Raw genomic sequence first — 17,298 nt, forward strand, 5'->3', positions numbered from 1 at the left:
CGGCGGGCGACCGTGCCCGAGGGTGACGTCCTGCGACGGACGGCCCAGCGGCTCGACGTCGCCCTGACGGGCCATGTCGTCGTTCGCTCCGACCTGCGTTGGCCCTCAGCCGCCACGGTCGACCTCGTCGGCACCACCGTCGTGGGGACGCGCTCGTACGGGAAGCACCTGCTGACCCGGTTCGACGACGGTCGCACCCTGCACACCCACCTGCGCATGGAAGGTCGCTGGCGGGTGGCCCGGACGGGTTCACCGCAGGCTGCCGCCCGGTCGGACGAGGTCCGTGCCGTGCTGGCGACGCAGGAGTGGACGGCTGTCGGGTACCAGCTGGGGATGCTGGACGTGGTGCGAACCACCGACGAGCACGCCGTGATCGGTCACCTCGGCCCGGACCTGCTCGGGGAGACCGTCGACGCGGAGGAAGCCCTGCGACGGTGGGCTGCCCGCCGAGCAACGCCTGTCGCGGAGGTCCTGCTCGACCAGCGGGTCGTCGCGGGGATCGGCACGATCTACGCGGCCGAGTCACTGTTCGCGGAGCGCATCTGGCCGTGGACACCGGCCGACGCCGTCCGCGACCCGTCCCGGCTGCTCGCTGTGGCGCGCCGCCAGATGCAGCAGTCGGTCGCCAGCGGTCGGCCGCCGGGTCGGGTGCACGGACGGTTGCGTCAGCCGTGCGTCCGCTGCGGCACACCGATCGCCGTGGGCCAGGCTCGCAAGCCTCCGATGGAGCGGCCCATCTTCTACTGCCCACGCTGTCAGGCGCCGCCGACCGGTTGACACGGTTGCCGCGCGCCCCTGGTGCCGGGAGGCCGGACGTCGGACCTTCCCCGAGCCGACACGCGGAACGGCCCGCAGACCGATGTCTGCGGGCCGTTCGAGCACATCGCGCGGCAGCACTGGCGCGCGTATGACATAGGCGACGCGCTTGGGCGAACCTTCCAGATGGAAGGTGCACACCCACGCGCCGCGGTGAGCTGACCGTCCGGACCGACGCCACAGCGTCGTCCTGACCCGATCAGCCGATTGCTGCGAGCTCCGATCGCGACCGCGCCCAGCCGCCGTCGGTGGCACCGGCCACCGAAGCCGCCAGGTACGCGGGAATCGTGTCGGGGATCAGCAGACCCTCGGCGACTGCAACACGGTCGCTGACCTCACGCAGGACGAGCGACATGGGGACGTCCAGCGCCTCGCAGATGCTGTTCAGCAGCTCCGACGACGCTTCCTTCTGACCCCGTTCGACCTCGCTCAGATACCCGAGCGAGACGCGGGCTGCCGACGACACTTCACGCAGGGTGCGCCCCTGGCGCTGTCGCGCGTCCCGCAGCACGTCGCCGATCTCTCGACGCAGTACAACCATCCGGGCTCCCCCTCTCGCGTCACGTGCCTCTCCCACACCGGGTGCCAACGTCCGGATCGGACCTGGAACCACGGCTCCCGGCTGTCCCTTTGCCGGGATAACTCCACCGTACCTTGCACCACCGACGCGCGACGGAGTCCTGCGTGCCGGAGGTCGACTGCTCATCACGGTCCTTGCAACGAAGGGCGGGGTCATCGTGTTCCCGCCTCCCTATCTCATCGGCTGTGAACGTCCTCAGGTTCACCCAAGTGTCGGATGACTTCGAGCGCCAGCTGCAGGACGGCGTCCACCGCACCAGCACGGACCGCCGGGCGGTCACCGTCGAGGTGCAGGGAACGCGCCGTCACACCGGCCGGGGTCGCGACCGCGACGTGAACCGTGCCCGGCGGGCGCCCGTCCTGCGGATCTGGTCCGGCGACACCCGTCGTCGCGAGCCCCACATCGGCCCCGAGGCGCAGACGCACACCGTCAGCCATCTCTTGTGCGACCACCGGGTCGACCGCTCCGTGCGCGGCCAGCAGGTCCGTGTCGACGTCGAGCAGCGTGCCCTTCAGGTCGGTGGCGTAGGCGACGATGCCGCCGCGCAGACTCGCGGACGCGCCCGGCACGGCGACCAGGTCGGCGCAGACGAGCCCGCCCGTGAGCGACTCGGCCACCGCAACCGTCCACCCGCGCCACCGCAGCGCCGCGAGCAGCTCGGGGGCGACCTCCATCGGTCAGAGACCGGCGTACGGCGGCCGGCTTGCAGTCCGCCGGATCTGGATCGCGGCACGCACGTAGTCGAGTCCGGTCACCACGGTGACGACCAGTGCCGCGGCCATGGCCAGGACGGCCGCCACGGTCACCCACCCGGGGAGCACGTCGAGCGGCATGAGGTACAGACCGATCGCGACCGACTGCAGGACCGTCTTCAGCTTGCCCCCGCGGGAGGCGGGCAGGACCACGTAGCGCAGCAGGAAGAACCGCATGACCGTGATGCCGATCTCTCGGACGAGGATCACGACGGTGACCCACCACGACAGCTCTCCCAGCCAGGACAGGAGGACCAGAGCGGTGCCGACGAGCAGCTTGTCGGCGATGGGGTCGAGCAGCTTGCCCAGGTCGGTGACCTGCCCGGACCGGCGGGCGAGCCAGCCGTCCACGCGGTCGGTGGCCGCCGCGAGCACGAAGATCACGGTCGCGGTCCACCGCCAGCCGGTGCTGTGCCCACCGTCGGCGAGAAGCGCCCATGCGAAGAACGGCACCAGCGCGATGCGCAGGACCGTGAGCATGTTCGCCAGGTTCCAAGCGGAGGGCACGGCGTCGACCACCGGAACAGCCTAGGTGGACGACGGCCATGCTCAGGTACACCGCACGCCGATGACCTCCCGCCTCGACCGGCGGCGCCGGCACGGGAGGTAGCCGCTCAGGTGGAGACGTCACCCGGTTGTGCCGGCCCGTACAGCCAGCCCTGGCCGTAACGCCACCCGTTGCGGTGCAGGAACTCGGCCTGCTCCTCGTGCTCGATGCCCTCGGCGATCGTGACCATCGCGAGCTCGCGCGCCAGCGCCCCGAGTGCCCGGGCCACCTTGCCGGCCGTGGGGTCCTCGGGGATCCCCGAGGTGAACGACATGTCGAGCTTGACGCCCGCCACGGGCAGGTCCCGAAGGTAGGACAACGGGGAGACGCCGGTACCGAAGTCGTCGAGAAGCACGGGCACACCCGCGGCGGACAGCTGGGTGAGCTCGTGCCGGATCCGCGTACCGGACGCGACGAGCGAGGACTCCGTGAGCTCCACGACGACGCGCCCTGCAGTCAGCCGGTGCCTCGAGATCTCCCCGAGCAGCGTCGTCGCGAACTCCCCGTCGCCGAGCTGGTCGGCCGAGACGTTGACGGAGACCCAGCGTGTCTTGTCCACGGTCGAGGCGACGAACTCGACCACCCGCGTGGCGACGAACTGGCCGAGCGCCACCGCCATCCCGGCCTCCTGGACGTGCGGGAGGAACGATCCGGGGAGCAGCAGCCCTCGGTAGGGGTGCTCCCACCGGACCAGGGCCTCGTAGCCGACCACCCGGGCGTCCGCGAGGTCGACGATGGGCTGGTAGTGCACGACCAGCTGGCCCTCGGCGAGCGCGACCGCGAGCTCACGCTGCAGGTCCGAGGGTGAGCCGGTGGTCATGGACGGTTCGAAGACCTCCGTGCGGCTGCGGCCCGACGCCTTGGCACGGTAGAGCGCGGCGTCTGCAGCGGCCAGCAGCGCGGGCGCTCCCCCGCCTGCCGTCTCGATGTCCACGAGCGCGATACCGATGCTCGCGGCGACGGCGAGCCGTCGGCGTCCGACGCGGACCGTCTCACGCAGCCCGGCATGCACGGCCTGGGCCACCTCGAACACCGCACGCGGAGCGTCGAGGTCCTGCACGACGACGACGAACTCGTCGCCACCGAGGCGTGCGACCGTTCCTCGTCGGGCGGTGGCGGCACGGAGCACGCCGGCGACGTGCACGAGCACCTCGTCACCGGCCGCGTGACCGTAGCGGTCGTTGATCTCCTTGAACCCGTCGAGGTCGCATGCCAGCACGGCCACCCGGTCGGCGGCACCGGGCTGCTCGAGGACCGACTGCAGGACCTCCTGGAGCAGCGTCCGGTTGGCCAGGCCGGTCAGCGGGTCGTGCATCGCCCGGTGGGTCAGCATCTCGGCCTGCAGGCGGGACTCGGTGGAGTCACGAACCTGCACGACGAAGTGGTCGGGCTGCCCGCTCGGCGTGCGCACCAGGGCGGCGTCGAGCGCGACCCACACCAGGTGCCCATCGGCGCGCTGGTACTTCTTCTCGAGCGAGAACCGGTGCTGACCGCCCCCGAGGAGCCGGTCCACCTCGAGGCGCTCGGCGGGTCGGCTGTCTGCCGTGCTGAGGTCCTCCATCCGGTACCCGCGCAGGGCGCCGACGCTCGTTCCCAGCAGCTCGGCGAACGCCGCGTTCGCCTCGATGATGCGCCAGTCGAGGTCCACCAGCGCCATGCCGATCGGAGCGTTCTCCATGGCGACCCGGAACTGCATCTCGCTGCGGGTGAGCGCCGCCTCGACCTCGCGCCGTCCCGTCACGTCGACGAGTGTCGTCAGCAGCGCGTCACCGTCCCTGTCACCCGCGTGCACCAGCTGGCTCGACACCTGCACCATGCGCGCCTGGCTCCCGTCGGTCCCGGGCAGCGCGACACCGACCAGTGTCGGCTCCTCGTCACCGCCCATCAGCGGGCTGTGCGTGCGGTGGCTGAGCACAGACGCGGGGTTCATGGCCAGGCCCTGCTCGTTGAGCAGCACGATCGGCAGGTCCGCGATCGTGCGTCCGACCGCGCTCGCCGCGTCGATACCGAGGATCTCGGCGGCCCGCTCCGAGATGTCCAGCACGCGACCCGTGAGCGACTGGACGAGGACGCCCTCCTTGGTCACGGCCTGGAGTGCGTCGTACCGGTGCCGGAGCTCGCGGCTGAGGGCGAGGAGCTCGTTGGCTCGCCGGACCTCGGCCCGCTGCTTGGCCGCCAGGACGAGCACCGACACGAGCGCGATCACGGCGACGACGGCGATGGCGGTGCTCACGAGCTGCAGACCGCTCCCGAGCGGCGTCATCTGCGGCTGCCGGCCCAGGGCCCGGCGTCCTCCTCCTCAGCACCGTCGAAGTAGTCCGTGGCGACCGGCGGCTCTCCCGGCAGTGCGCCGTCGGGTCCCATCGCGTACGGGTCCGCATCCTCGACGGGTGCACCTCGCAGCATCGCGAGCGTCCCCGGCAGGTCGTCGGGCTGGACCAGGACCTCTCGCGCCTTCGAGCCCTCGGACGGCCCGACGATCTCGCGCGACTCCAGCAGGTCCATGAGCCGGCCGGCCTTGGCGAACCCGACGCGCAGCTTGCGCTGGAGCATCGAGGTGGAGCCGAACTGCGTCGTCACGACGAGCTCCGCCGCCTGCAGCAGCAGGTCGAGGTCGTCGCCGATGTCCTCGTCGACCTGCTTCTTGGCGGCGACGACGGCGATGTCCTGGCGGTAGACCGGCTTGAGCTGCTTCTTGACGTGCTCGACGACCGCGTGGATCTCCGACTCGGACACCCATGCACCCTGCGTGCGCATCGGCTTCGCTGCCCCCATCGGCAGGAACAGCGCGTCACCCTGGCCGATGAGCTTCTCGGCGCCCGGCTGGTCGAGCACGACGCGGGAGTCGGTCAGCGAGCTCGTGGCGAAGGCGAGGCGGGACGGCACGTTGGCCTTGATGAGGCCGGTGACCACGTCGACGCTGGGTCGCTGCGTCGCGAGCACGAGGTGGATGCCGGCCGCGCGGGCCAGCTGGGTGATCCGCTGGATCGAGGCCTCGACGTCGCGCGGCGCGACCATCATCAGGTCCGCGAGCTCGTCGACGACCACCAGCAGGTACGGGTAGGTGGAGATCCTCCGCTCGGAGCCGGGCAGGGGCTTGACCTTGCCCAGGCGCACGGCCGCGTTGAAGTCGTCGATGTGCTTGAACCCGAAGTTGGCCAGGTCGTCGTACCGGGCCTCCATCTCGCGCACCACCCACTCGAGGGCCTCCGCGGCCTTCTTGGGGTTCGTGATGATCGGCGTGATCAGGTGCGGGATGCCCTCGTAGACCGTGAGCTCGACCCGCTTGGGGTCGACGAGCACCATGCGGACCTCGTCCGGCGTCGCCCGCATGAGGATCGACACGATCATCGAGTTCACGAAGCTCGACTTGCCGGCGCCGGTCGCCCCAGCGACGAGCAGGTGCGGCATCTTGGCGAGGTTGGCGGTGACGTAACCGCCCTCGACGTCCTTGCCGACACCGATGACCATGGGGTGCTCGGTGCGCTTCGCGGCGCTGGAACGCAGGACGTCCCCCAGCGAGACCGTCTCGCGGTCGGTGTTCGGGATCTCGATGCCGATCGCGGACTTGCCCGGGATGGGCGACAGGATCCGCACGTCCGCGCTGGCGACCGCGTAGGCGATGTTCTTGCTGAGCGCCGTGACGCGCTCGACCTTGACCGCCTGCCCGAGCTCGACCTCGTACCTGGTCACGGTCGGTCCGCGTGTGAAGCCCGTGACCTTGGCGTCGATCTCGAAGGAGTCGAGCACCGTGGTGAGCGACTCGACGACCCGGTCGTTGGCCGCGGAGCGCACCTTGTGCGGCGCGCCCTTGGTGAGCGTCTCGTCCGAGGGCAGCGTGTAGAGCACATCGCCCTCGAGCATCGGCTGCTCGCCGCGCGGCACCGGCGTGGTCTCGGGGGCCGTGATCGGCTTCTTGGCGACCCGGGCGATGGGCTCGGTGTCCGGCGCCGCGTCACGCTGCCGCGCGGCCTCCGCCTCCGCCTCGGCCGCCTCAGCCGCTGCGGCGACGATGGCCGCGCGTGCGAACGCCTCGTCGCCGTCGTACTCGTCGAGACGCGTCTCGTCGGCCTCGTCGACGGTGTCGGCACGCTTGCGCCCCAGCAGGCCGGGCCTCTTGAGCTTCTTCGCGCGGGGCTCCGGCGCCTCGAGCGCGGTGTGGCCGGCGTTGATGACGAGCGGCGCATCGTCGTCGGGCTCCACCTCGTCGTTCTCGCCGCGCTGGTTGCCCGTGAGCCGGTCGTACACGCCACGCAGGCGCGGGATCACCTGGTGAACGGGCGTCTTGGTGACGACGAGCACCCCGAAGAACGCCAGCAGGACCAGCAGCACGATGGCCACGGCCGGCGTCAGCAGCGTCGCGAGCGGCGTCCCGACGATGAGCCCGAGCATCCCGCCCGCGGAGCGCAGCGCCGCGAAGTCGTCGGTGGTGGGAAGTCCGGCGGCGACCTGCAGGATGCCGCAGACGGCGAGCGTGATCGCTGCGAGCCCGATGCCGATCCGCCCGTTGGCCTCCACCCGGTCCGGGTGGCGCATCAGGCGGACAGCGAGGCCCAGCAGCAGCAGCGGGACGGCGACGCCGACCTTCCCGAACGTCCCGGCGACGACGCTGTGCACGGCGTCGCCCGCGGTCCCGGACAGCGCCCACCACTCACGGGCGGCGATGACGATCGCGAGACCGAGCAGCGTGAAGGCCAAGCCGTCCCGCCGGTGAGCCGGGTCGAGGTCGCGAGCGCCGTGACCGATGTGCCGTGCGGTGCCGCCGATGACATGGGCAGCGCCCATCCAGACGCCCTTGACCATGCGGACGGGAAGTGCCTGCTTGGGTCGCGGCGCTGGGGTCTTGCGCGCGGGAGGCCGGGTGGACGAGCCTCCCCGGCTCGCGCCGGAGGTGGCCTTGCCCGCGGCGCGCGACGACGTCGACGCACCAGAACGGGCGCCTGAGGTGGACGTACGGGTCGCCATGGTCCTCAAAGTAGCCGTGGCCGACCACGGGAGCGCTGTGGGCGGGCGCGTGTCGGGCTCGGATCGGTCAGGATCACCCTGACCGCCACCATGTCGGTGCACGGTGGCACGCTCGCGGGGTGAAGGTCACCGCGTCCCAGGTTCGTCGCTACCGGGTGCACGTTCAGCAGCTGGACAGGGCTGCACGCCCGGACCGCGACCCGGGCGACGCCGCGCTGCTGGACATCGGCGTGCAGGACACCGGGCCGGACGGCGCGCTCTGGGCACTCGCGATCCGCGGCGTGCCGGTGACGGCCGGGCACTGGCCGCACGCGCTCGCCCTGGCATGGACCCTGCGTGGCGCTCCCCACGCCTACCGTCGAGCCGACCTGCCGGACGTCCAGCGAGCGCTGCGGCCGTACTCGGAGGCCGACGCCGCCAAGCGGTTGCTCAACGCCGCCGGCCCGCTCACGGCGGCAGGGATCGCGGCGACCGAGGCGCTCGCCACGACTGCGCGCACCATGCGGGAGGTCGTGACCGGGCCTCTGGTCAAGGGGGACCTGTCGACGCGCATGACTGCGCAGATGCCGGACCCCTACCTCCGCTGGTGCGAGGGCTGCCAGGCCACGCACATGTACGAGATGCCGTTCCGGCTCGCAGCGCTGCACGCCGGCCTGGAGCTCGAGCCCGGCACCTCTCCCCCGGTGGTGCGCCGCATCCCGAGCTGGCCCGCGAGCCAGGTAGGAGTGATCGAGCGCGACGACAGCGACCCCGACCCGGTCCGCGCGGTCCTGCACCTGCTCGGACCGCTCACACCGAAGCAGGTCGCCGCCTACCTCGACGCACCGGCCAGGGACGTCGTCGCACGATGGCCGTCCGATGCCGTCGCGGTGCAGGTCGACGGCGCCGAGGCGCACATGCTGGAGGCTGACACCGAAGCGCTGCGGGACCCACCGGAGACCGACGCGGTGCGGCTCCTCGGGCCCTACGACCCGTACCTGCAGGCCGGCGACCGCGAGGTCGTCGCGCCGGACCGCGACCGCCACGCGTCGCTGTGGCAGTCGATCGGGCGCCCGGGAGCGGTGCTCGCGCGAGGCGAGATCGTCGGGACCTGGCGGCCGCGCGCCCATGGCAAGACGCTCGGGGTCCAGATCGACGAGTGGGTTCCGTGGGACGCCGCCGTTCGCGACGCCGTCGAGGCCGAGCACACGCGGCTGGCCGTATTCCGCGGCGCCCGGCCGGGCTAGACCGCGAGGCGTTCTGGGGCCCCCACGGTCGGTCCCAGCGCGTCCGTCGGCACGCCACGCTCCAGCACCAGCAGGCGCTCGCGACGACCGCCCACGGCCAGCCGCTCCTCGAGCGCTGCCAGGGGGTCGACGAAGTGAGCCCAGTCGGTGTGGTGGACGGGAATCACCCGGGCCGGCGCGAGCAGGTCGATCGCGGCGCTCGCGAGCAGCGCGTCGAGCGTGACCGGCTCAGCCCCGAACCGGCCGACGTTCGCACCGCCCACGAACAGGACCGCGAGGTCGATCGCAGAGAACCTCCTTGCCACGGCAGCGACCACGTCGAGCGAGGCGTTGTCCCCCGACACGTAGACCGTGGGACTTCCCGCGGCCTGAAGGACGAAGCCAGTGACGACTCCGCTGTACGGCTCGGCACCCTCCGGTCCATGACGGGCAGGCACAGCCGTGATGGTCACGTCGCCCTCGTCGATGGACTCCCATGCGTCCAGCCCGACCACACCGGGCACACGGTCCGCGGCGTCCTGGGTGGACACGACCGTCGGCACGTCGGCGAGGAACGCGCGCCCGGCATCGTCGAGGTTGTCGGCGTGCTGGTCGTGCGAGAGCAGCACGACATCGACCGGACCGAGGTCGCGGACAGCGATCGCGGGCCCGACGAGCTTGGTGAGCGTCACGCCGCCGGCACCCGCCGCCGGGAACGCGCGGGGGTCGTCGAACGTGGGGTCGGTCAGGAACGTGAGACCGGCGTAGGTCAGGCGCAGCGTGGGTCCGCCGACGAGCGTGGCGGTGATCGAGGAGGTCATGGCTCCAGCCTTGTCTCGGACGCCTCCGCCCACCAGTGACCCGATGGACACTCTTCGCTAAGATCGGGCCATGCCGTTGCACGAGGTCGCCGTCGTCGCATTCCCCGGTATCAGCCCGTTCCACCTGTCCGTGCCCTCCACCGTCTTCACCTCGAGGTCCAGAAGCGCACCGGAGCCTCGGTACCGGGTCACCGTCTGCGCTCAGCTCCCCGGAGTCCTGAGCACGGACGCGGGCTACGACCTGGTCGTGGCGCACGGCCTCGAGGCGCTCACGTCGGCTCAGACGGTGGTCATCCCGAGCTGGAACACCGCGATCGAGCCACCGGACGAGCTCGTGGATGCCGTCCGTGAGGCGCACGCACGTGGCGCCCGGGTCGTCGCGCTCTGTCTCGGCTCGTTCGTCGTCGCTGCTGCCGGACTCGTGGACGGCCGCGAGGTCGCCACGCACTGGTCTGCCGCGCCCGAGCTGGCCCGTCGCACGCCGTCCGCGACCGTGCGGTCCGACGTCCTGTGGTGCGACCTCGGCGACGTGGTGACGTCAGCGGGGGTTGCGGCGGCCCTCGACTGCTGCCTGCACGTGGTCCGTTCCGACCACGGCGCCTCGTACGCCGCCGACCTCGCCCGGACCCTCGTGCTCGCCCCGCACCGGGACGGCAGCCAGGCCCAGTACATCCGCGCGCCGGTGGCACCCCACGAAGGTCCTGACACCTTCGAGTCCGCTATCGCCTGGGCGACGGCTCGGCTCGACCAGCCGCTCGACCTCGACACCTGGGCGGCGAGCGCGCACCAGTCACGCCGAACGTTCACCCGCCAGTTCCGCGCACGGACCGGTACGAGCCCGGGCCAGTGGCTCCTGCGCCAGCGGCTCATCCGCGCCCGCGTGCTGCTCGAGACCACCGACCAGACAGTCGAGGTCGTCGCGGCCGCATCGGGGTTCGGCTCCTCTGCCGCACTGCGGCAGCACTTCGCGCGTGAGTTCCGCACGAGCCCGCGCCGCCACCGCTCCGCGTTCCGGCCATGAGCGCCGGGTGTCAGTGCCCCGTCGTACGGTTGCCGGATGCGTCTGAGGATCGTGCTCTCGGGGTCGGGCGGCTCGCAGCGGGACGGTGAGTCGTCATGACGCGACGTGGGTGGACGCTGCTGCTCGCCGTCGGAGTCATCTGGGGCATCCCGTACCTCCTGATCAAGATCGCGGTCGGCGAGGTGACGCCGGCGATGGTCGTCTTCGTCCGCACCGCGATAGGCGCGCTGCTGCTGCTGCCCTTCGCGCTGCGTGGCGGTGGGCTCCGCGTGCTGCACGGTCACTGGAGACCGCTTCTCGCCTTCGCGGCGCTGGAGATCATCGGTCCGTGGATTCTGTTGTCCAACGCCGAGACCACGCTGGCCAGCTCGACCACAGGGCTGCTGATCGCCACGGTGCCGATCATCGCGGTCGTCCTGGGGCGCCTCGTCGGCGACCGACGCCCGGTCGGGGCCATCCGGTGGACCGGGCTGCTGGTCGGCCTGGCCGGGGTCGGGCTCCTGCTCGGGCCGGGCGCAGCAAGCGGTGGGAGCCCGTGGGCAGTCGCACAGGTGCTGCTCGCAGCCGTCGGCTACGCCAGCGCGCCCATGATCGCGGACCTCTTCCTGCGCGACGTGCCGGCCATCCCGCTGACCGCCACCTGCCTCGCCGTGACTGCCATGTTCTACCTTCCCGTCGTGCTGCTCACGGGGCCGCACGCGTGGCCGACGCTGGACGCGGTGCTGGCGCTGATCGCCCTTGGCGCCGCCTGCACGGCACTCGCATTCGTGCTGTTCTTCCGGCTCATCCTCGAGGTCGGCGCCGCGCGCTCGACCCTGGTCGCCTACCTCAACCCCGTCGTCGCGGTGGCGCTTGGTGCGCTGGTGCTCGACGAGGCGGTCACGATCGCGGTCGTCGTCGCCACGGCACTGATCCTGCTCGGCTCCGCCGCCGCGTCGCGCCGGTCACGCCCTTCCGAGCCGGCGCCTCGAGACATCGAAGAGCTCGCGGTCCAGCCGGAGGGCGTGCCACCAGGCTGACCTGCAGTGAAACGACCCGACGTCTCGTCAGGAAGCCCGCGGCCACTGCGAGGCTGGCCGCGTGTCCGCGCGCGAGAACCCGGCCGATGGGCCTGAGACGCGCTCTGCGGCTTTCCTGCGGAGCTCTCACGCGTCCAGGCCTCGTGGCTGGTCGACCGGCGAGACGGCAGCGCTGCTCGGCGTCCTGCTGTACGTGCTCCTGCCGTTCGCCTACGTCCTCCTCGTGCTCGCCGCCACATCCTCCTTGGGTGGAGCCGGGAGCGACAGCCCCGAGACGCGACGGCTGGGCCTCATCGCAGTCGTCCTGGCTGCTCTCACGATCGGCTGCGCGATCGGGGCGGTCGTCGCCGGCTGCGTCGCGCTGCTACGAGGGAGACGCGACTCCACCCTGGCGCTCATCGGCATCGTGCTCGGCCTGTTCCCGTTCCTCTGCCTCGTCGTCCTGGCGCTGGTTCCGCACTGACCGCGCCGTGAGGCGCTCGACGGTTGCGCGGTGAGCCTCGGGCGACGGGGGCGGGCGCCCCCGGGGCGAGCGGACGGGTGAAGCGAGCTCTCGTGGAGCACGGTGGGCCACCTCGGGTGCCACGCTCGAGACATGTCCGTGCCGCCGGAGGGCCCCGTCGCAGACCGGACGCCGGTCTCCTTCTCGCCCGGCACGCCTCGCTGGACGACCGGCGCCACGGCGCTGCTGCTCGGCATCCTCACGATCGCTCTGCTGGCCGTCGGGGCCTTCGCCGGTCTGGTCGCCGCCCTCGCGGGCTTCGGCGGCACGAGCGAGGCCGAGGCCAACCTGTGGACCACCGCCGCGGTCGTTGCTGTCGTGCTCGGTGCCGGCTGCGCGATCGGCGCGGTCGCGACCGCCGTCTTCGCCCTCGTCCACGGGCGCGAACGGACGCTGGCGACGACCGGGCTGGTGCTGGGCGTGCTCCCGGTCGTCGGCGTCGCCGTCGTCGTGCTCTTCTCCGTGAGCTGAACCGACCCCGGCCCGCGAACGGACCGGGGTCGGGTCTGACGTCAGGCCTCCACGACCACCGGGATGATCATCGGACGGCGGCGCAGACGGTTGGACACCCAGCGGCCGACGACGCGTCGGATCACCTGCTGGAGCGAGTGCGCGTCGGAGTTGCCGTTGCGCGCCGCGTCCTCGAGGGCAGCGGTGAGCTCAGGGAGGATGTCGTCGAAGACGGCGTCCTGCTCGGCGAAGCCGCGTGCGTGGATCTGCGGGCCGGCCAGCACCTTGCCGTCAGCGGAGCTGACCACCGCGAAGATCGAGATGAAGCCCTCGTCCCCCAGGATCCTGCGGTCCTTGAGCTCGACCTCGGTGATCTCACCGACGCTCGAACCGTCGACGTACACGTACCCGCACGGTACGGCGCCGACGATGCTCGCCTTGCCGTTCACCAGGTCGACCACGATGCCGTCCTCGGCGAGCACCACACGGTCGGCGGGCACCCCGGTCTGGACGGCGAGCGCAGCGTTGGCCACGAGGTGACGGATCTCCCCGTGCACCGGCATGACGTTGCGCGGCTTGAGGATGTTGTAGCAGTACAGGAGCTCACCGGCGCTGGCGTGCCCGGAGACGTGCACCTTGGCGTTGCCCGAGTGCACGACGCGCGCACCGAGACGCGTGAGGCCGTTGATCACCCGGAAGACGGCGTTCTCGTTCCCGGGGATCAGCGACGACGCCATGATGACGGTGTCGCCGGGTCCCACGCTGACCTTGTGGTCGTTGTTGGCGATGCGCGAGAGGGCAGCCATCGGCTCACCCTGCGAGCCCGTGCACATCAGCACGATCTCGTCGTCGCGCAGCTCGTCGACCTTCTTGATGTCGATCAGCACACCGTCGGGAACGTTCAGGTACCCGAGGTCTGCGGCGATCCCCATGTTGCGCACCATCGACCGGCCGACGAGGGCGACGCGGCGGTTGTGCGTGTAGGCGGCGTCGAGGACCTGCTGGACGCGGTGCACGTGCGACGCGAACGAGGCGACGATGATCCGCTTGGTCGAGTCCGCGAAGACCTGGTCCAGAACGGGTCCGATGCCGCGCTCGGGCGACACGAAGCCGGGAACCTCGGCGTTGGTGGAGTCGACCATGAAGAGGTCGACGCCCTTCTCACCGAGCCGCGCGAACGCACGGAGGTCGGTGATCCGGCCGTCCATCGGCAGCTGGTCCATCTTGAAGTCGCCGGTGTGCAGCACGGTCCCGGCCCCGGTGGTCACCGCGACCGCGAGCGCGTCAGGGATCGAGTGGTTGACGGCGATGAACTCGCACTCGAAGTCGCCGAACGCCTCGGTGTCACCCTCGGCCACCACCCGGGTGACCGGCGTGATGCGGTGCTCCTTGAGCTTGGCCTCGATGAACGCCAGCGTCAGGCGGGAGCCGACCAGCGGGATGTCGCGGCGCAGGCGCAGGAGGTACGGGACGGCACCGATGTGGTCCTCGTGCCCGTGGGTCAGGACGATCGCCTCGATGTCGTTCAGGCGGTCCTTGATGTACTCGAAGTCGGGGAGGATCAGGTCGACGCCGGGCTGGTGGTCCTCGGGGAACAGGACGCCGCAGTCGATGACGAGCAGGCGGCCGGCGTACTCGAGGACGGCCATGTTGCGGCCGACCTCACCCAGTCCGCCGAGCGCCACGACGCGCAGGGCCCCGCTCGGCAGTGCCGGGGGCAGGGTGAGCTCGGGGTGCGGGTGACTCATGTGTCTCCTGGTGGGGTCAGCGAACGGCGACGTCGAGCAGTCCGGAAGCCCGCAGGCCGTCTCGGATCAGCGCGAGCTCGTCGTCGGACGCGGGAACGAGCGGGAGGCGCACCGAGCGCTCGGGCAGCAAGCCCAGCACCTGGAGCGCGGCCTTCGCGGCGACGGCCTGGAAGCCGGCACCGTTGAGCGCGTCGATCGCGGGGATGATCGATCGGAAGATGCGCAGCGCCTCGGCGTGGTCACCCGCGTCGAACGCCTGGACGGTGTCCGCGAGCTGACGGCCGGCGACGTGTCCGGTGACGCTGACGATTCCTGCGGCGCCGTGCGCCAGCAGGGTGAGCAGGGCGCCGTCGTCACCGGAGTACCACGCCAGACCGGTGCGCTCGATGGCCTTCGCGGCGGCGAAGGTGTCGCCCGTGGCGTCCTTCATGGCGACCACGCGGTCGTGCTCGGCGAGCGCCTCGATGGTCGCTGCCCCGAACCGGACCCCGGTACGACCGGGCACGTCGTACAGCATGACGGGCAGGTCGGTCGCGTCCGCAACCGCCGTGACGTGCCGCCGGACGCCCTCCTGCGAGGGGCGCGAGTAGTAGGGGCTCACCACGAGCAGACCGTGGGCACCGGCCTCGGCTGCCTGTTCGGCCATCCGGACGGCGTGTGCGGTGTCGTTGGAACCTGCTCCGGCGACGACCCACACGTCGTCGCCCACGGCCTCGACGACGGCGGCGACCAGCTCAGCCTTCTCGGGCGCGTGCGTGGTCGACGCCTCACCGGTCGTGCCGTTCAGCACGAGGCCGTCGTGACCCGTGGCGACGAGGTGCCGGGCCAGCTGGACCGCGGTCCCGAGGTCGACTGCGCCGTCCGCCGTGAAGGGCGTGACCATCGCGGTGAGCACGGACCCGAACGGGCGGGCGGGCGTGGCGGTGCGCGGCATGGGGCCACGGTACCGCCCCGGCGTGTATCGGCGTGGCGGCCGGTCACGACCTAGGCGACCGCCGGACACCGGCGATGCGGTCTGAGCGGGTCACGGTCCTGGTGGCGAGAGCACGGGCGCAGGTTCCGTGGTGACGAGCCTGATGACGTCGGGGCCGGCGAGCACGGCCTCCCCCGAGACGTGCCAGCCGGTCAGGTCCCCTTCGGGCAGCTCGGATCGTCGGGCCTGCAGCGTCCAGGGGCGGCCGGTGCTCTGGTGGTCCGTGAGCAGGTCCGGCTGACCCTCCACCCCGCGCGTGCTCTGGACCTCCACCTCGAGCTCGACGACGTCCGACCCGACCTCTCGGACGGCCTGGACGACCCCGACGACGGCGGTGCGGTTCTTGCGCGCCGCGACCACTCAGCTCACCTTTCCGCCCGCCGGGACGGTGTCGTACAGGGCCTTGAGGTCGAGGGCCTGCTGGGCGATCCCCGTGCCGTCCTTGACGAGCGCGTCGATGAGCACCTTGATCGCGGCCGTGCTGTCAGGAGGCGGCGTCGGGGTCGAGCTGACCCGGACGGACACGGTCATGGAGGCGCCGGACGCGGAGATCGTCGACAGGGCCACGCTCGTGTCGACGTTGGCGAACGACCTCGTGCTCGGCGTGGTCGACCCGTCGACCGCGGTGATCGCACCGGTGCCCGGGAACGGGTCGGCAGGGTCGCCGCCGTTGTGGTTGAGCTCGAGGTCTCGTCGTCCGTCGGCCTGGACGAGCCCGACCTTGTAGTGGTTCTCGTCGGTGTTCCCCGGCATGGACTCGTCGATGTGCCACAGGAGCAGACCGGACCCGGGCAGCGCCGCGTCGTAGCCGTTCGGCTGGCGGTTCTCGAGCAGGAAGTACTCCGACCCGGCGGTGCCGTCCTGCCACAGTCGGAACACCGTGTGCCCGGTGTCGACCGAGGGGATGGTCAGCGGGCCGTCGGCGGTGACGACGGTCGTGGTCACCCAGCCCTGGTTCACCTTGCACCACGCACCCGGGTGTGCGGGCTGCTCACCGGGCACCGCGCCGTTCCAGGAGCCGCCGGCCATGAGGCACCAGTCGCCGATGCCGGAGGACGAGTAGTCGGTGTCGTACAGGTCCGGGAAGCCGAACAGCAGGTGGCCCAGCTCGTGCGCGCTGACCCCGATCTTCGCGTCCTCGGGGATGGTCAGGTAGCCGTAGATCTTGCTCGAGTCCGCCTTGTAGGCCTTCTCGAGCGTCGACTTGTGGGACCAGATGTCACCGAGCGCGCCGGTCTCCTCAGCGCCCTGGCCGGCGTGCACCACGATGAACGCGTCGACGAACCCGTTGTGGTCGTTGTCGTAGGGCGAGAAGTCGACGTCCTTGTTCGCGGCGACCGCTGCGTCGTGCGCCAGGACGGGTGTGCGGAACGGTGTGCCGTTCTTGCCCACGCCGGAGCCGTTCGCGGCGTACCAGGCGAGCGTGTGCGGCATCCGGTACGGGCCGACCACGACTCCCTCGAGCTGGACGAGGTTGTTGGTGACCTCCTGGTAGTACTCCTTGACGCTTCCGTGCGGCAGCACGCCCGTGGAGAAGAACAGGTCCTCCATCTGCGTCTGCGTCGCCGTGAGGTGCTTGTCCGAGAAGTCGACCAGGACCACGGCGATGCGGACGGCTCCGCGCAGCGGCGCCCGGTCCGCAGCCGCACCTCGGATCGCGGTCAGCGACGTGCCGACGGGGAACTCCTCGGGTGGCACGATCACGCCGTCGTTGAACCCGAGAGGGCGCGGGTCCCGCTCGATGCGCAGGAACGGCGCCGCGCCGTCCGTGCGCGCCGCCGCCTCGTTGGCCCCCTCGAGCGCCCGGGTCCACTGTTCACGCAGCTGAGGGCTCGGCGGGACGGCACAGGTCTGGTGAAGCTGGTCGTGCGTGAAGACGGGTTCGCTCAAGGAGTCCGA

Annotated in this window: 16 protein-coding genes; 6 read left to right on the forward strand and 10 right to left on the reverse strand. The window is 71.4% G+C overall.

Translation table 11 applies throughout. From position 1 onward, the window contains the following. The first annotated feature begins 12 nt into the window (after nucleotides 1–12). A complete protein-coding gene (locus tag N553_RS0113625) occupies nucleotides 13–777 on the forward strand; it encodes a DNA-formamidopyrimidine glycosylase family protein (protein ID WP_028046983.1) in 765 nt (254 codons plus the stop codon). 238 nt (nucleotides 778–1,015) lie between these two features. On the opposite strand, the gene N553_RS0113630 is transcribed toward N553_RS0113625, so the two are convergent. From N553_RS0113630 to N553_RS0113650, 5 genes are all read right to left on the reverse strand, one after another. After that, nucleotides 1,016–1,357, reverse strand: a complete 342-nt coding sequence (locus N553_RS0113630; RefSeq protein WP_028046984.1) for a helix-turn-helix domain-containing protein — start codon at nucleotides 1,355–1,357, stop codon at nucleotides 1,016–1,018. Between the two features lie 215 nt (nucleotides 1,358–1,572). Next, a complete protein-coding gene (locus N553_RS0113635) occupies nucleotides 1,573–2,070 on the reverse strand; it encodes a CinA family protein (protein WP_028046985.1) in 498 nt (165 codons plus the stop codon). A 3-nt stretch (nucleotides 2,071–2,073) separates the two neighbouring features. Beyond that, nucleotides 2,074–2,667, reverse strand: a complete 594-nt coding sequence (pgsA, locus tag N553_RS22755) for a CDP-diacylglycerol--glycerol-3-phosphate 3-phosphatidyltransferase (RefSeq protein WP_034622479.1) — start codon at nucleotides 2,665–2,667, stop codon at nucleotides 2,074–2,076. 95 nt (nucleotides 2,668–2,762) lie between these two features. After that, nucleotides 2,763–4,958 (reverse strand): EAL domain-containing protein, encoded by a 2,196-nt coding sequence (locus N553_RS0113645; RefSeq protein WP_028046986.1) that lies wholly within the window; start codon nucleotides 4,956–4,958, stop codon nucleotides 2,763–2,765. Next, on the reverse strand, nucleotides 4,955–7,660 hold the full coding sequence (locus N553_RS0113650; RefSeq protein ID WP_081844595.1) for a DNA translocase FtsK: 2,706 nt from the start codon (nucleotides 7,658–7,660) through the stop codon (nucleotides 4,955–4,957). Before N553_RS0113650 ends, N553_RS0113645 begins: the two co-directional genes overlap by 4 nt. Before the next feature lie 119 nt (nucleotides 7,661–7,779). Here N553_RS0113650 and N553_RS0113655 point away from each other — a divergent pair, with 119 nt between their 5' ends. Then, nucleotides 7,780–8,886 (forward strand): winged helix DNA-binding domain-containing protein, encoded by a 1,107-nt coding sequence (locus N553_RS0113655; protein WP_028046988.1) that lies wholly within the window; start codon nucleotides 7,780–7,782, stop codon nucleotides 8,884–8,886. Here the strand turns inward: N553_RS0113655 and N553_RS22760 are convergent. Beyond that, nucleotides 8,883–9,686, reverse strand: coding sequence for an MBL fold metallo-hydrolase (locus tag N553_RS22760; RefSeq protein ID WP_051640176.1), 804 nt, complete (start codon nucleotides 9,684–9,686; stop codon nucleotides 8,883–8,885). The two genes, N553_RS0113655 and N553_RS22760, sit on opposite strands and share 4 nt — an antisense overlap. 70 nt (nucleotides 9,687–9,756) lie before the next feature. On the opposite strand from N553_RS22760, the gene N553_RS0113665 reads away from it, so the two are divergent. The 4 genes from N553_RS0113665 to N553_RS0113680 all read left to right on the forward strand — a co-directional run bounded on the left by N553_RS0113665 (nucleotide 9,757) and on the right by N553_RS0113680 (nucleotide 12,699). Further along, nucleotides 9,757–10,707 (forward strand): GlxA family transcriptional regulator, encoded by a 951-nt coding sequence (locus N553_RS0113665; RefSeq protein ID WP_028046989.1) that lies wholly within the window; start codon nucleotides 9,757–9,759, stop codon nucleotides 10,705–10,707. 95 nt (nucleotides 10,708–10,802) lie between these two features. Beyond that, nucleotides 10,803–11,726 (forward strand): DMT family transporter, encoded by a 924-nt coding sequence (locus N553_RS0113670; protein ID WP_028046990.1) that lies wholly within the window; start codon nucleotides 10,803–10,805, stop codon nucleotides 11,724–11,726. A 61-nt stretch (nucleotides 11,727–11,787) separates the two neighbouring features. Next, entirely contained in the window at nucleotides 11,788–12,189 is a 402-nt protein-coding gene (locus N553_RS0113675; protein ID WP_028046991.1) for a hypothetical protein, read from the forward strand. A 132-nt stretch (nucleotides 12,190–12,321) separates the two neighbouring features. Continuing rightward, nucleotides 12,322–12,699, forward strand: a complete 378-nt coding sequence (locus N553_RS0113680; RefSeq protein ID WP_028046992.1) for a hypothetical protein — start codon at nucleotides 12,322–12,324, stop codon at nucleotides 12,697–12,699. A 41-nt stretch (nucleotides 12,700–12,740) separates the two neighbouring features. Here N553_RS0113680 and N553_RS0113685 read toward each other — a convergent pair whose 3' ends face one another. The 4 genes from N553_RS0113685 to N553_RS22765 all read right to left on the reverse strand — a co-directional run bounded on the left by N553_RS0113685 (nucleotide 12,741) and on the right by N553_RS22765 (nucleotide 17,289). Then, on the reverse strand, nucleotides 12,741–14,426 hold the full coding sequence (locus tag N553_RS0113685; RefSeq protein ID WP_028046993.1) for a ribonuclease J: 1,686 nt from the start codon (nucleotides 14,424–14,426) through the stop codon (nucleotides 12,741–12,743). A 16-nt stretch (nucleotides 14,427–14,442) separates the two neighbouring features. Beyond that, nucleotides 14,443–15,360 (reverse strand): 4-hydroxy-tetrahydrodipicolinate synthase, encoded by a 918-nt coding sequence (gene dapA, locus N553_RS0113690; protein WP_028046994.1) that lies wholly within the window; start codon nucleotides 15,358–15,360, stop codon nucleotides 14,443–14,445. 90 nt (nucleotides 15,361–15,450) lie between these two features. Further along, nucleotides 15,451–15,759: a hypothetical protein gene (locus N553_RS0113695; RefSeq protein ID WP_028046995.1), complete on the reverse strand. Its 309-nt coding sequence runs from the start codon at nucleotides 15,757–15,759 to the stop codon at nucleotides 15,451–15,453. Then, nucleotides 15,760–17,289 (reverse strand): M6 family metalloprotease domain-containing protein, encoded by a 1,530-nt coding sequence (locus N553_RS22765; protein ID WP_081844646.1) that lies wholly within the window; start codon nucleotides 17,287–17,289, stop codon nucleotides 15,760–15,762. It abuts the gene before it with no gap. Nucleotides 17,290–17,298: the final 9 nt, after the last annotated feature.

The sequence above is a fragment of the Cellulomonas sp. URHE0023 genome, assembly GCF_000688475.1.
Lineage (GTDB): Bacteria > Actinomycetota > Actinomycetes > Actinomycetales > Cellulomonadaceae > Cellulomonas.

What these genes read in the sequence shown, in the direction of transcription:
- dapA (WP_028046994.1), bottom strand. Translation starts at nt 15,360, where the DNA reads ATGCCGCGCACCGCCACGCCCGCCCGCCCGTTCGGGTCCGTGCTCACC.
- N553_RS0113670 (WP_028046990.1), top strand. Translation starts at nt 10,803, where the DNA reads ATGACGCGACGTGGGTGGACGCTGCTGCTCGCCGTCGGAGTCATCTGG.
- N553_RS0113665 (WP_028046989.1), top strand. Translation starts at nt 9,757, where the DNA reads ATGCCGTTGCACGAGGTCGCCGTCGTCGCATTCCCCGGTATCAGCCCG.
- N553_RS0113645 (WP_028046986.1), bottom strand. Translation starts at nt 4,958, where the DNA reads ATGACGCCGCTCGGGAGCGGTCTGCAGCTCGTGAGCACCGCCATCGCC.
- N553_RS0113685 (WP_028046993.1), bottom strand. Translation starts at nt 14,426, where the DNA reads ATGAGTCACCCGCACCCCGAGCTCACCCTGCCCCCGGCACTGCCGAGC.
- N553_RS0113630 (WP_028046984.1), bottom strand. Translation starts at nt 1,357, where the DNA reads ATGGTTGTACTGCGTCGAGAGATCGGCGACGTGCTGCGGGACGCGCGA.
- N553_RS0113650 (WP_081844595.1), bottom strand. Translation starts at nt 7,660, where the DNA reads ATGGCGACCCGTACGTCCACCTCAGGCGCCCGTTCTGGTGCGTCGACG.
- N553_RS0113635 (WP_028046985.1), bottom strand. Translation starts at nt 2,070, where the DNA reads ATGGAGGTCGCCCCCGAGCTGCTCGCGGCGCTGCGGTGGCGCGGGTGG.
- N553_RS22760 (WP_051640176.1), bottom strand. Translation starts at nt 9,686, where the DNA reads ATGACCTCCTCGATCACCGCCACGCTCGTCGGCGGACCCACGCTGCGC.
- N553_RS0113680 (WP_028046992.1), top strand. Translation starts at nt 12,322, where the DNA reads ATGTCCGTGCCGCCGGAGGGCCCCGTCGCAGACCGGACGCCGGTCTCC.